The sequence below is a fragment of the Pontibacter sp. Tf4 genome (assembly GCF_014212495.1).
In the GTDB taxonomy this organism is placed as follows: Bacteria; Bacteroidota; Bacteroidia; order Cytophagales; family Hymenobacteraceae; genus Pontibacter.
Genome location: NZ_JACKZC010000006.1, coordinates 324,676 through 338,287, shown reverse-complemented (window position 1 = coordinate 338,287; position 13,612 = coordinate 324,676). Strand labels below are relative to the sequence as shown.

The following is a 13,612-nucleotide window of genomic DNA, read 5'->3' as shown; positions in this document are numbered from 1 at the left end:
AATTCTACCAATAAAAGGGGCTGTCACGGCCCGTGATGCACGGGCCGGCCAGCAGGGGTTGCAGGAGCTGTCCAACCCGGGTGGTGCCACGGGCAGGGCATGGCCAGGGAAGTGGTGCTTAGCCATGGCCGGTGTCTCCTGCGGGATCAGGGTTTACTGCGGGTACTGTTGCCGGCGGGGCCGGAAGGTCAGGCAGCTGGTATACAGCCGAAACAAGAATTTCAATGTTTTCATAGAAAGCGGCCAGTTTGTTGGTAGTGTCGGGGTTCATTTCCTTGAAGCTGTCCAGCAGGCGGGGCTGCAGGCAGCGCCAGAGTTCATCCTGCACTTCCTGCAGGGGATAAGCTCTTTTAAAGGCAGTGATGGTCTCCTGCGGGCTTTCGGCGTGCAGGGAAGGGGGCAATAGTAATTGTGCGGTGTTCATGGTACTAAATGGGAATAGTTGGCAATACAGTCCCGGCCAGCTTTTGCAGGGCAAAGCCGGTAACACAAAGGGTTTGGGAAATGGCCGCGGAAAGGCAGCGTGGCTGCTGGCGGCAACGGTGGGGGTGTTATCTCACTCGGGAGGGGAGATCAGGAGCACCCAATCGAGCGTGCAAGCAGTGGTGCTGTTGATCAGGGTATAATTGTGCAAGGATATAATAGCAGGAAAGATCTGCACCAGAAAGCAGGGCAGCGCGATAAGAGGCACTGCCGGGAAGCAGGGAAACAAAAAGGTAAGCGCGGGGCCCCGCCGGACATTACTAAGGCTTGAGAACCTGCCGGTCCATGCCAGTAGGGCGCCCGCACTTAATGCTGTAACATATGGTAAACCTGTATTCATCGTCCCGTTCACTAAGGTTCTCAAGCTTAGTAAGGGAGAGTAAAGGTTTGTGACCTTAACCTGAACAAATATAATAATTAAAATGATTACAACAAAATGATATTTCTGTAATCGACTGAACTCTACACATTAGCATCGTGAAGAGACATCGGGAATACGAAAAAGCCTTAGGTAAAAAGATCAAGCTGCTGAGAGAAGACAAAAAGCTTTCACAAGGGGAGCTTGGTTATCTTGCAGGTGTGTCTCAAAACCAAATTTCGAGATTAGAGAATGCTAAAGGGGGTGTTACTGTTTATTCACTAATTTCTATAGCCGCAGCGTTGGGTTGTGATCCGAGCGAGCTCATCAAAGTTGATGTAAAGCTCGAGTTCGATAAAGGGAAGAAGCTATCTTTAATAAAGAGATTGCCTATTACTCCAACTCTAAGAAAAGTTTTAGCGTCTGATTTCTTGCTTACTCCTAGATCTATTAAGGAGATAGTAGAGTATTGCGAATCAGAATTAAATGTTGCCTTGAGAAGTGGTTCTATTTCAGGAGCTTTGAAGAGACTTGCAGAAAAAGGGTTGGTTCACCGTCTACCAGCACCAAAGAAAGGTGATTTTCTTTACCAAAAACATCTATAAAAATTACTCAATTCCTATTGATAAGACCTTTTGTGAGCATAGCTCATAAACGATTTTCTGCATTTGCTCTATTCTATCTATAAGGTCATAAATTTCACTTGCAGCAATAGTATATTCAGATTTATACCTTGCATCAATATATCCCTTTTTAAGTAGATCAAATAGATACACCTCGTGCTCGTTCTGTGGCAAGGGTGAAAAGATAAAATAAAGTTCTTTGGAATAGGGTTTTACTAAATCCCGGAGCTTATCAAGATTATGAACTTTAGGTTTATAGTTAGTGAAAACTAAAAGGGTTGTATTATAGAACCTCTCTGCTGCTTGATGTAGAAGAAAAGCAACTTCATTCAGGCTTTCTTTTTCTTCTAATGATTCTTTAAATCCAAGCTTTGCGTACTTTAAAAGCCTTGAGGCACTCTTGTACCACTTATTAAATTTTTCAGTAGCTGTTTGTTTCGATTCTTCACACGTTAATACTTTGGGATCTGAAAATCCGAAAGCACCTGCATCATAAAGTAATATACCATCCTTAATAATATCAGTAAAGAAGTACTGCCCATTCTCTAGTCCTTCGTTCACATAATCTATAGTATGAACTATAGGATTGACAGGAGTGTGATAATGCCAGCTGTTTACAATTTTATCCTGAGAAACATATTCTTTTTCTTCACGGGAGGTAGTAACTATAAGCACATCAAAGTCACTTATATACTCATACTGGATACCATTTTCAGTATACTTATCTTCTACCCAATTGCCACTGGCATAGCTGCCGAATAAGATGATTTTATCCGCATTCGGCACTTTCTTCAGAATCAGGTTCTTTAATTCGAGGACCTGGTTTTTCTTGTCTTCCGGGAGGTGATCTAAGGATGTTTTCATTTCTGTAACATAGGGTGGTATAAAAATACGCTTTATAGTTCAGAAATGAAATTGATGGGATTTTTCACAACTGTGTTTGGTGTAAAACAGGAGATAAGACATTTTGCCTGACGTATATTGCAGGTGTAAAATTATCGCTCAAAAATAACTGATTAAGTTCTATTATGGATATTACTAACCTTCATCAAATTGTTTTTACAGTGGGTCGAATAACACCCCAAGGCGTTAACTTATTAGGAACGTGTGTTTTATTAAATAAGGATGGGCTATTTGCAACGGCATCGCATGTTACGAATAATGACAATACTAATTTAGTAATTGTTTTATCTCCAACAACTGACCTATTACAGTACCAAGATACTTCAAACAATAGAGTACAAACTATCGATGCATCTATTTTTAAAGTAGATCCAGTGAGAGATATATGTATTTTAAGAGTTACAAATAGTATTTTCAGTAATATAACAATAGCTGGGGCAGATTCAGTTAAAGTTAGTGACAGCTTAGCTATTGTTGGTTATCCACATAGTAATTATGGGAGGCAGGTATTAACTTTTCAAACAACAGTTGTAGGAGCAAAAATACTTATTGAATCTTCTGGTATAAAAACGAAGCATTTGGTCCTTAATATACAAACAAGGCCTGGCCAGTCTGGTAGCCCAATATTTAATCTTTCTAATTCCCAGTTAGTTGGTATATTAATTGGCTCATATGCTCCTGAAGAGGAAGGTGGAATTTCTTTAGGTGGTATTGATCCTCAGACACTGCACCAAACAACACATGCTGTATCAGCTGAATATATTAAAAATATGATTTAACGTATGGAGAAATATAATCACATTTTATCTAAGGATGAAAAGGAGCTTCTAGGAGTTTTAGAACAGTATCAACTTGATATTATTAATAATTTTTTAGAGCAGACAAATGGTGATTACATTGAGAGTGCTAATAAATGGCTAAATGCTACTCCAAGTAATACTGCAAAATTTGGAAGTCAGCCTAGCACATCTAAGCTATACCAAGAGAAATTATTAGAGGAAATAGAAAAGTTCTTGTGCGGTGATGAACGTTATGAAGAAGATAGAAAAAAGCTAAATAATACAGCCGACACTTCTAGTAAATTTTTTATAAGTTCAATGTCTGCTGCAATAGGGAGTTATCTAGGTGTTGCTGGAGCTTTTATAGCGCCTGTAATAGTTCTTCTACTTATTAGCTTTGGAAAGATGTCGATAAACGCCTGGTGTGAAATGAGAAAATCTAACCGTGAAAACCTTTAGAGAAGAGAAACAAAGAAACACTTAGTAAATTTAATTGTATTGAAGGGAGGCTATTAACCTCCCTTTCTTTTTCTTGAGATTATATACTTGCCGAAGCTTGATTCTAAGATTTTAGAGTAGCCTAGCATTGCAAGCAGCAGTACAGGAATTATCCAGAATCAGTCGTACCATTCAGCTTGTGATTTCATCTTTTATAGTTTGGCGTGATGGAGTAATAATTATAAGGAGAAATAAAAGTTCTAAAAGTCTTCTACTAGAAGATATTATGATGATTTCATTTGCTATAATGTAGGGTGGTATAAAAATATACCGATTTGAGCGGAAATCTATCAATATGCAGGAATAGCTCTCTTCTCCTACCGGTTGTTTATAAATTAAGAAAAATTAATGAATTGTATGATGTGAAAAATCACTTGAACTGAAGACTTTGAATTTCTGCTTTCTATGGTATGATTTATATATATTGCTTAAAATATATAACTAGTCCTTAAATTAAGTAAAGCAATTTATAAATCTACAGATGGCGAAAAGCACAAAGAGTACAGAGAAAGCAGAAAGTAACGAGGCAATAATTCTTACAATGCCCAAACCTAGATTAGTAAAGCTTATAGTTAAGAATTTTAGATGTATAGGTTCCAAAGGGGTAGAAATAGATTTAGATGAAATAGTCGTGCTAGTTGGACCTAATAATGCAGGAAAGAGTTCTTTGTTGAAGGCTTACGAAGTGGTCATGTCTGAAGGTTCTAAGAACGGCGAGTTAACAATTTACGATTTTCCTAATAATAGAGTAGATCCTGATAATCTACCTCAGATAGAATTACATACAATTGTGTTTGATGAGCGGGTAGGCACCCAATGGTTAGAAAAGACAGCTGAAGCGGAGTGGCTGGTAAAAGAAAAGTGGACATGGGAAAGTACTGGTAAGCCAGTACGTAGAGGATGGAATGTAACCTTAGGAGATTGGGACTCTAAAAGCTTTCCATTTGGGCCAGCGAATATTGCTAACCAGAGAAGACCTGAGCCTCATAAAGTAAATGCTTTTGATAATCCAGATGATCAAGCTAATGCAATAAAGAAATTGCTGATGGCCGCAATTACAGAAAGAGTTAAAAATCTGCAAGCTGCTAGCTCTGAAGATAAAAATGAATATCATCAACTTTTGGATAAAGTGAAGGATTTACAAAAGCAAATAGTTGATGAAGCTCAAGAGCAAATAGATACTGCTAATACTGAACTTTCAGGACTTATAGCAAAAGTATTTCCCGGCTATCAGATCAATTTTGACGCAAAGCCCGAAAATGACATTGAAAAGACTTTAAACCTGTTTAAAGCTGACCCAGACCTCTTGATGGGGCCATCAAGTGGACATTTGAGCACGATTGATAAGCAAGGTAGCGGAGCAAGAAGAACCCTATTGTGGACAGCACTGAAGTATATCTCTGAAAGTAACCAGAAAATGCAGAGCGATGGATCCCCTGTGAGACCGCACCTTTTGCTTCTTGATGAGCCTGAGATTTGTCTTCATCCTAATGCAATAAGGGAAGCTTGCAACGTATTATACGAGCTCCCTACATCTGGTAATTGGCAGGTGATGGTTACTACACATTCACCAATATTTATCGACTTTTCGAGAGATAATACAACAATTGTAAGAGTGAACAAGGATGAAGATGGTGAAATACAAGGTACAACTGTATTTAGGCCTTCAAAGGCTAAACTAGATGATGATGATAAAAAGAACCTTAAGCTTCTAAATTTATGTGATCCTTATGTAGCTGAGTTTTTCTTCGGGGGGAAAGTAATAATCGTTGAAGGTGACACAGAGTACACAGCTTTTAATTATATCAAAGCTAGTAAGCCAGAAGAGTATCGGGATGTACATATAATTAGAGCCAGAGGTAAAGCGACAATCGTTTCATTGATTAAAATTCTTAATCACTTTGGAACAAGCTATTCAGTGCTTCACGATAGTGATACCCCTTTAACAAAGAAGGGGGATAAGGCTAATCCTGCTTGGGGGAATAACCCTAATATTCTTGCTGCTATACAAGCTAAACCTTCAGGAACAAAAGCTAGGTTATTGGCATCTCTTCCAAATTTAGAAGAAGCATACTTTGGTGAAGCTATATCAACAGAGAAACCATATAATGCATTAAAAACTATTTCTGAAGATCCTGAAAAGTTTGCGATTATTGAGTGTCTGCTCCAGGCTTTGATCAATCATGAAGCTCCGGTGCCCAACAAGTGTACTGAGTGGGAAACAATTGAAGAATTGAAGCAAAAACTGGAAGAAGTATTGTCATCAACCAATGATAGTTTGCTTAATCATCTGAATTAGTCTTTGTTGAAGTGAATTAAAATTACTTTCTTTATTTAGTAGCATTCTGTAGCTCTATCGCTTCTAGGCTTATACTAATATTCTCAAAGACTTAAACAGGGATCATTTAACTTAAAATCTCTTTATGGCCAATTTTAAAGTTGATACAAGGCTAGCCTCTTTACTAGGTGAAAATTATCGTTCAACTGAGCACGCCTTGAAAGAGTTAGTTGATAATGCTTGGGATGCTGAAGCTAGTATTGTAGAAATTACTTTACCTGATCCCTTTAATAAGGCAGATCAACCCATAATCATTAGCGATAATGGAAATGGTATGACTACAAAAGAAGTAGAGGAAGATTATCTGAAAGTTGCAAGAGACAGGGTTCTTCAAAAAGGAAGCAGAACTGAAAAGAAGAATCGGTTAGTAAAAGGAAGAAAGGGCATTGGGAAATTTGCAGGTTTAGTTGCTGCAAATTCTATGATACTAGAAACTAAAAAAGAAGGTAAACTAACTAAAGTCTCTATAAATAGGGACGAACTTAAAAAGTTTACTGATTTAGAAGTAGCAGACTTACCTTTAAGTTTTTCAGACTGCAATGAGAATGAAAACGGCACTACCATTACCCTATATAATTTAAATCAAAATTTAGCCTTCCCTGATCCTGAGAAGTTGAAGCAAATACTTTTTGTCGAGTATAGTCGTGAAAACGACTTTAAATTACTCGTCAACGGAGAACCAATTGAAATTGAAAGTCTAACGGGAGAAGTTTTTGAAGAAAGTGCTCATCTGCCTAATGCAGGATTTGTGAGATATAGATTTATAATTACTGACGAAAAAAAATCTCTAAAGTACCCCGGACTTATAATAAGAGTGCAAGGAAAGGTAGTTGGCAAACCTTTTTACTTTGGTCTTGAAGATTCTGAAGAGATCCCTCAAAAGCTGTTAAAGAGAGTTTATGGTGAAGTAATTGCCGATGAACTCAGTGAGGAAAATGTAACAGCTAACTGGAACAATATAATTGAGAATAGCCTAGCATATGCTGAAATTAAGGAGTTTATAGCAACTGCCTTGGATGATAGATTAAAGGATAAATTTAAGGCGATAATAAACTTACAAAAGGCTAGAATTCAAAAATTAATAAACAAAAAGTTAAGGAACCTTCCTGAGCATAGGAGAAAATATGCTGAACTGGCTTTAGATGGTATCCTTAGAAAGCTTTATACTGAAAAAGCTGATCGAGTAGAAGCAATAATCTCTTTGCTATTAGACGGTTTGGAGAAAGACGAGTATTGGACTGTTTTAAAGAGTATTGAAGAAGCGAGTTACTCAGATATACATTTATTTGCTGACGCACTTTCAGAATTTGGTATAGTCGATATGATTATGATCAGCAAGCAAGCGCAGAATAGGTTACGGTATATTGACTATCTGGAGCAAATAATTGCAGATGCTTCTACTGATGAAATGACCATTCATAAAGCTATTGAGACAAATCTATGGCTGTTCGGTAGTCACTTCACTTTTTTAAATTCAAATCAAAGTTTAAAAAGAATCATTGAAGAAAAGGTTACCCAAAAATACACTGGTAACAGAGCTAATAAGCGTCCAGATCTTCTCCTTACTCAGGATATTACTAATAGATATCTACTATTAGAGTTTAAACGCCCTAGCATCACAATAAATAGAGATCACGAGAGCCAGGCTATTAAATATCGTGATGATTTAAGAGTCTATATACATGATAAGCCGATAGATATTTGGGTGATTGGTGGTAAAGTAGATCCAAAAATCACTTCTCATAATCAAAATCAAAACGTTAAACTTATTTCATTTACAGAACTAATTAGCGAGGCAAGAACGCAATTAATATGGCTCCTGAACCAGCTAAAGCGGTAATTATTTCTCTAGATCCAGCTCGTTTTTCTATTCCATGTTGACTGTGTTAAAGGTAATACTACTAATTCTTTGACACAGTTTTTTTTGCAGCCTCAGTAAATAGAAAAGGGATTAATGCCCCCTTTTCTATTTAAAATAACTTCTTGATTATTGGAGAACACCCAGGTTCGTCAATCGGTAGGTCATGGCAATTGTGCTGACTTTAAATCTTCTAGCTAATTCATTAATGATTTCTTCGTCATGTTTGTAATTATCTAAATCCAAAGAATTGATTTCTTTTTTTAGAAGATTGACAGGCATGAGGAGAGCAGCTGCAAAGGCGTTCGCTTCCCTTTCGATCTTCACCTCGCCAGATGATGATTTTCCATCCCTAAACAGTACCCTAACCCCATCTTCCTCTATTTTCTGAATCAGCCCATCCTTGTCTACAAATAAGGCACTTGAGGACTTATGAAGGGAATAGTGACCTATTTCATGCGCAATGGTGAATCTAGTCCTTTCCCTTGATTCGGAGGGGTTTACTCCTATGATAGCTTTGTCATTGTCAAGCAGGAGAGCACCAGATACCCCGTCTCCAAGGTCATATGCTTTGATGGATAAACCCAAGGCTTTTGCAATTTTTCTAACCGGAACTGGGGCTTGAGTAATTTTTAGATCAGTCAAGAGTTCATTTACTTGATTCTCAATCCTTTTCATTAGGTTAAGGTTTTGTGGGTTTGATGTTTGACTTTACAAAATCCAATAGCTTTTGTTGCAACTCTTCTTTCCCCGCACTTTTCTTTTCGATTTCCTTCTGAATATTCTTGTCAATATTCTGATCAATGAATTCAAAGACAGGGAGTAAATCAATAATTGAGAGTTTCAGAAGTCTGGCAATTTCATAGAGTACATGAAGAGGTGCCCTTTGCCTTCCTTTCTCAATGTTGACAAGTGATGCGCGACTAATATTCAATAGTTCTGCAAATTTCGTCTGCTTGAGTTTAGCCTTCTCCCGCTCTTCTTTTATACGGCTGCCCAAGGAAATATATAATGAATTTATTTGGTCGTTATGCAACATTGGATATCCAATTGACTGTGCAAGTTAAGAAATACTGCAACATTATACTACAGTATGTATTTAAGGCATCCCCATAGGGAGCAATATGAGTCCTTGTGTTTGTAAAAATATACAAAAATATTTACGAATAAAAATTGCAACTGTAAAAATGATTCCCTTACCTTTGATGCGTCATCCATCCTGCTTTAGAACGGACTGAAGAGGTAACAATGGGGGCATGGAAAATTTATGAACATTTTTACAAACACTAATGAGGGCAGAGCGTCATCAGATGGCTCTAAGGGGCCAAACAAAGGAAAACAAGAGAGAGAGATTCGCTACACTCTGGACGGAGAACCACAAACTACAACTGAGCGAGAAATGACAGCTGAGCAGATACTGCGAGTCGGTGGTGTTGATCCCGCTAAATATTACCTTGTGTTACAGAAGGATGAAGGTAATGTTGTATTTAAAGATAATCCCTTGGCTGTTGTTAAACTTCATAACAACATGAAGTTCTTGGCAAATTATCGTGGTGCAACTACAGTATCATAAGTTATGGGTAGATCCTTATTCATCCAACAACTAGAGGCCCTAGGGTACCAACCACAGATGGTTGGTACCACGGGGGTGCAGTTCCCCTTTGTTATACCGGTTGGTAGACTCAAGGGTAATGAGGTTCAAATAGGAATTGACGTGGGGCCTTCATTTCCGCATATTCCCCCTCCTGGTCCACATTTTAATCAACAGATACTACCACTTCAGGCTGGTGGCACACATCCAACAGGTGGAATTCATCCTAGTGTTAACCACAGCAAGAGTTTTGGGCAGGGTTGGCAGTATTGGAGCAGGCCTTTTCAAGGTTGGGAGCAAACAGACAGGACAGCTCGTGTTTACATGGCGCACATTCATAACTTATTAGAAACATTATGAAGTACAGTATAGCGCTATCAACTAGAATTCACGAGCAGGCTGTTAGACATCTTGTCCGAGAAGATGGCCAGGAAGATTTGTGTTTTGCATTATGGTATCCCAGTAGTGGTAACACAAGGTACACTGGGATCATCAACAAATTAATCATTCCAAGGGAGGGTGAGCGAAATGTTCACTGGAATGTAAGTTTTAATTCGTGCTATTTAGAGCGTGTGCAGAAAGAGGCTACACGAGCCAATGCTGGAATCGCCTTATTGCATAGTCATCCATCGTCTGGTTGGCAAGATATGAGCGATGATGACATCCTGGCCGAAGAGCGAACAGCGCCTTCCTGCTTTGGAGCTACCGGTTTGCCTTTTATAGGCATGACTGTTGGAGATGACGGTGCCTGGAGCGGACGCTTCTGGAAACGCGAAGCACAAAGAGTTTATCAAAGAAAGTGGTGCGAGTCTGTAAGAGTTGTTGGGCACAGCTTAGATGTTACATTTAATGATGAGCTACTGCCAGTGCCAAATATAAGGGAAGAGCTACTTAGAACAGTATCGGCATGGGGTAGTGATGCACAAGCTAAGACTGCAAGGCTGACAGTGGGGGTTGTTGGGTTAGGGAGTGTTGGTAGTATCGTTGCAGAGTCGCTAGCAAGGATAGGCGTTTCAACGGTATTGCACCTAGATTTTGACGCGATTGAGCGAGTAAACCTTGATCGTGTCTTGCATAGTAGTGGTGTCGATATTGAAAAGTCAAAGGTTGAAGTTATCAGTAAAGCTACATCTAAAAGTGCCACATCCTCATCGTATACTGTCTTACCAGTTGAATATAGTATTTGCGAAGAACATGGCTACCGTGCTGCATTGGATTGCGACATCCTATTTAGCTGTGTTGACAGGCCTTGGCCAAGATTTGTACTCAATCAGATCGCTTATGCCCACTTTATACCCGTGATAGACGGTGGGATATATATCGAAACTAATAAATTAAATACCCAGATGAAGCGGGGGAATTGGCGTTCTCATGTAGTAGGCCCTGGAAAAAAATGCCTTGAGTGTATAGGACAATACACACCAGAAGCAGTTGCACTTGAAATGAGCGGTGATTTCGACAAGCTAAGTTATATTGCTAATCTTCCATCGGATCATTTTCTTCACAATAACCAGAACATTTTTCCATTTAGCTTAAGCCTTGCTGCGTTTGAGATGCAGCACTTTATTATGATGGTAGTGTCTCCTGCTGGTGTCTCTGATGTTGGATCATTGAACTACCATTTTGTTTCCGCAACTTTAGAAAGGGAAGGCGGAAGCTGTAAACAAAGTTGTATTACTGATTCATATATTGGACAAGGTGATTTAGCTTTTAAACCTTATGTTGACGTACATCCCGTAGCTGAAGAAGCAAGAAGTAGAAGAAAGTCGAACAATAATTTAGATGAGAGCCTAGAGACTTCTCCTAAAGGTAAATTGTCAAGAATAGTAGCATATATAAGAAAGCTTATAAGATAGAGGCACCATTTATGGGTATATTACTTTAGCTTAATTATCTAAGCCAAGCCATGTTACAAATTCTTACTCAGGTTAGTGATCAGATATTTCTTCAACGCCCGGGTAGGAATTGTAATTGCCAAAAGACAGCTCTAAACACGAATGAAAGTAATGATTACCTTCGACGGGTACAACAACCCAGGAAAGGTAACACTTCTGGATGAGGGAAATGAAATCAACTCAAGTTATTTCCCTGAGGATTTCGATGCCAAATGGCAGGATTTTCAATTTATGGATGACAATTCCTTACAGGTCAATGGCTACCACAAGCATAATACTGCTATAGGCAGTTACACCGTCACCATAAATCCTGAATGATTAATTTAAGTAACTGCTTCTTTCTCTAAAGATCAGCTACACAACTCTCACGATATATATTGATGAGTTCAAATGAAGAAATAAAAAGGGAACTTCAGGAGACCCTGGAAGCTATTCCTGCAATAAAAGTTATTCCAACTTTCGACAGAATAGAAAGACTGGAAGAGGAGAAGGAAGCCTTTCTCAGCATACCCAGCCATAATTTACTTGAGCGGCAGGTTTCTTTACAAAAGCTTGCTACCGGCGGATTTCGCATCAGGATTGATAATGCTTTTACCAGAATGTCTGATCCATTTGACGCTGAGTTGTTTATAGATAAAAAAAGGTATCAAGTGGAGAGCTTGTTCTTAGGAATGTCAGGTATGAAGCTTGAAAGGGTGCCCGGTAGCAAATATTTTTCCGGGGAGTCTTCGCTGGAAGGGCAGATATATTCATTCTCAAGTCCTGCTTCTGCCTTTGAGGATAAGTATCTCCGTTATGTGATTGATGCTCCAAGAGCAGAACTGTACCATTATCTGGAAGCAGGGATGTCAAGAGATGAAGCTACTCTTGATAAGTATAGCAGGGTGCCGTTACTCGTGTCTGGTAACGAGTTAACACTCTATGAGAGAAAGCACGATGGGAAGACATATTTTCTGATAGATTCTGCTGCACCGATCGACAAGGATCTTTTTATGAACCTGTGCTTGGCCGTGATGCTTGGCTTCGGGCTGCTATCAGCCAGGTTTTATCAGGGAGAGGCCTATTGTCTTTCTTCAAATGAAGAAGACTTTAATCACATTGAAGGCCTGTCTTACCACACACTCCGGGATTCGTTGACGAGTGTTTTCAACCCGATTTACTTCAACCCTTATGGCTATACAAAAGACGAAGGAGTAATTGGTAAAGTGGGGCATCTGAATAAAGTTTTTTCACCGGAACTCTTCTCGAAGTTATGCTCCAGGATTTTTGAAGAGGATGAATATGCCGCGTTACTTATCCTTATGCTGGAAGCAAATTCCGCATCATTGATTCTGAGACCAGCCGGATATGCAGTGACCCTGGAGCATCTGACGACCATGATCGCTGAAGAAGACAACGGGTTAAAACCCATACTTGATAAAAAGCTGGCCAAACAATTTCGTAAAGAACTATACGGGGTGTTGGATAAGTATGCAGAAGCAATTGAAGCAAACGGACAGACAGATTCCCTACAGATCCTGCGCAGGAACATTGAGAAAATAAACAACCCTACCAACCGGGATAAACTAACAAAACCATTCAGGATTTACGGTATAACTTTAAGCCCCTCGGACGTTGAGGCCATTGACTACAGGAATGACTTTCTGCATGGGAGAAGGATAAATTCCGGGGGAAGTGAAGGAGAGTACTATCTTGATGTCTTTCATGTTGCCCTTCGCTTGAATTTCCTTGTTAATAAGCTAATCCTGAAGCATATTGGCTATACGGGTATGGTAGTTAATTATGTGAAGTATAATGAGGAACAGCTGAAGGCAAAGCTTGATGAAGAGCTACTGGTTGAGATTTAACCAGTATAGGTTTACCACTTATATATCTATTCCTTATGATGGCGGGAGCCTGAAGCTCGTACTTGGTTTCTCCCTAAATTTTACTCTTACAGACGATAGCTTTCGACAGCGTTTCTACTCTAGTTGTTATTAAAGATAAGTGTACTAATATCATACAGTTAACAATTAGCTCCTATATGTACAGTTATCACCCATCGTTCTATAGTACGACCTCAATTAATTTCAAGTAATGAATGATTGTCTTACCAGCTGCGAATTTAAATAGTACAGAGCAGTGATAGCTGTATTAATTATTCTTCAAGAAAATAACACCAGTTGAATTTTTAAAATTGCTTCTTAAAGCTACGAACCCGTGTTACTGAGAAAATCATTTTCAGGTAATAAGCACGCTTAGTATGATCCTGTCTGGGTTCAAGTCTTTGCGTATAAATTTATGTGA

Annotated in this window: 13 protein-coding genes; 9 read left to right on the top strand and 4 right to left on the bottom strand. The window is 39.0% G+C overall.

The window, feature by feature from the left end; translation table 11 throughout:
* Positions 1–118: 118 nt before the first annotated feature.
* Positions 119–424, bottom strand: a complete 306-nt coding sequence (locus H7F15_RS12150) for a hypothetical protein (RefSeq protein WP_185197241.1) — start codon at positions 422–424, stop codon at positions 119–121.
* 536 nt (positions 425–960) lie between these two features.
* On the opposite strand from H7F15_RS12150, the gene H7F15_RS12145 reads away from it, so the two are divergent.
* Complete coding sequence (locus H7F15_RS12145; RefSeq protein ID WP_185197240.1) at positions 961–1,446, top strand: transcriptional regulator; 486 nt, start codon at positions 961–963, stop codon at positions 1,444–1,446.
* Positions 1,447–1,449: 3 nt separating this feature from the next.
* Here the strand turns inward: H7F15_RS12145 and H7F15_RS12140 are convergent, their stop codons facing one another.
* Complete coding sequence (locus tag H7F15_RS12140; RefSeq protein WP_185197239.1) at positions 1,450–2,328, bottom strand: HEPN domain-containing protein; 879 nt, start codon at positions 2,326–2,328, stop codon at positions 1,450–1,452.
* Between the two features lie 164 nt (positions 2,329–2,492).
* On the opposite strand from H7F15_RS12140, the gene H7F15_RS12135 reads away from it, so the two are divergent.
* The 4 genes from H7F15_RS12135 to H7F15_RS12120 all read left to right on the top strand — a co-directional run bounded on the left by H7F15_RS12135 (position 2,493) and on the right by H7F15_RS12120 (position 7,822).
* Positions 2,493–3,146: a serine protease gene (locus H7F15_RS12135; RefSeq protein WP_185197238.1), complete on the top strand. Its 654-nt coding sequence runs from the start codon at positions 2,493–2,495 to the stop codon at positions 3,144–3,146.
* A gap of 3 nt (positions 3,147–3,149) precedes the next feature.
* Complete coding sequence (locus H7F15_RS12130; protein ID WP_185197237.1) at positions 3,150–3,605, top strand: hypothetical protein; 456 nt, start codon at positions 3,150–3,152, stop codon at positions 3,603–3,605.
* A gap of 520 nt (positions 3,606–4,125) precedes the next feature.
* Positions 4,126–5,943, top strand: a complete 1,818-nt coding sequence (locus H7F15_RS12125) for an ATP-dependent endonuclease (protein ID WP_185197236.1) — start codon at positions 4,126–4,128, stop codon at positions 5,941–5,943.
* 124 nt (positions 5,944–6,067) lie between these two features.
* Positions 6,068–7,822 carry an ATP-binding protein gene (locus H7F15_RS12120; protein WP_185197235.1) on the top strand — a complete coding sequence of 585 codons (1,755 nt, stop codon included), beginning with the start codon at positions 6,068–6,070 and terminating at the stop codon, positions 7,820–7,822.
* Positions 7,823–7,969: 147 nt separating this feature from the next.
* On the opposite strand, the gene H7F15_RS12115 is transcribed toward H7F15_RS12120, so the two are convergent.
* Together H7F15_RS12115 and H7F15_RS12110 are read right to left on the bottom strand one after the other, a co-directional pair.
* Positions 7,970–8,518, bottom strand: a complete 549-nt coding sequence (locus tag H7F15_RS12115; protein ID WP_185197234.1) for an ImmA/IrrE family metallo-endopeptidase — start codon at positions 8,516–8,518, stop codon at positions 7,970–7,972.
* A 4-nt stretch (positions 8,519–8,522) separates the two neighbouring features.
* Positions 8,523–8,879 (bottom strand): helix-turn-helix domain-containing protein, encoded by a 357-nt coding sequence (locus H7F15_RS12110; protein ID WP_185197233.1) that lies wholly within the window; start codon positions 8,877–8,879, stop codon positions 8,523–8,525.
* A gap of 228 nt (positions 8,880–9,107) precedes the next feature.
* Here H7F15_RS12110 and H7F15_RS12105 point away from each other — a divergent pair, with 228 nt between their 5' ends.
* From H7F15_RS12105 to H7F15_RS12090, 4 genes are all read left to right on the top strand, one after another.
* The gene (locus tag H7F15_RS12105; RefSeq protein ID WP_185197232.1) at positions 9,108–9,413 is read left to right on the top strand and encodes a hypothetical protein; all 306 of its coding nucleotides are present in this window, start codon (positions 9,108–9,110) and stop codon (positions 9,411–9,413) included.
* 374 nt (positions 9,414–9,787) lie between these two features.
* Positions 9,788–11,287 carry a ThiF family adenylyltransferase gene (locus H7F15_RS12100; protein ID WP_185197231.1) on the top strand — a complete coding sequence of 500 codons (1,500 nt, stop codon included), beginning with the start codon at positions 9,788–9,790 and terminating at the stop codon, positions 11,285–11,287.
* 141 nt (positions 11,288–11,428) lie between these two features.
* Entirely contained in the window at positions 11,429–11,644 is a 216-nt protein-coding gene (locus H7F15_RS12095; RefSeq protein WP_185197230.1) for a hypothetical protein, read from the top strand.
* Between the two features lie 62 nt (positions 11,645–11,706).
* On the top strand, positions 11,707–13,173 hold the full coding sequence (locus tag H7F15_RS12090) for a hypothetical protein (protein WP_185197229.1): 1,467 nt from the start codon (positions 11,707–11,709) through the stop codon (positions 13,171–13,173).
* Positions 13,174–13,612: the final 439 nt, after the last annotated feature.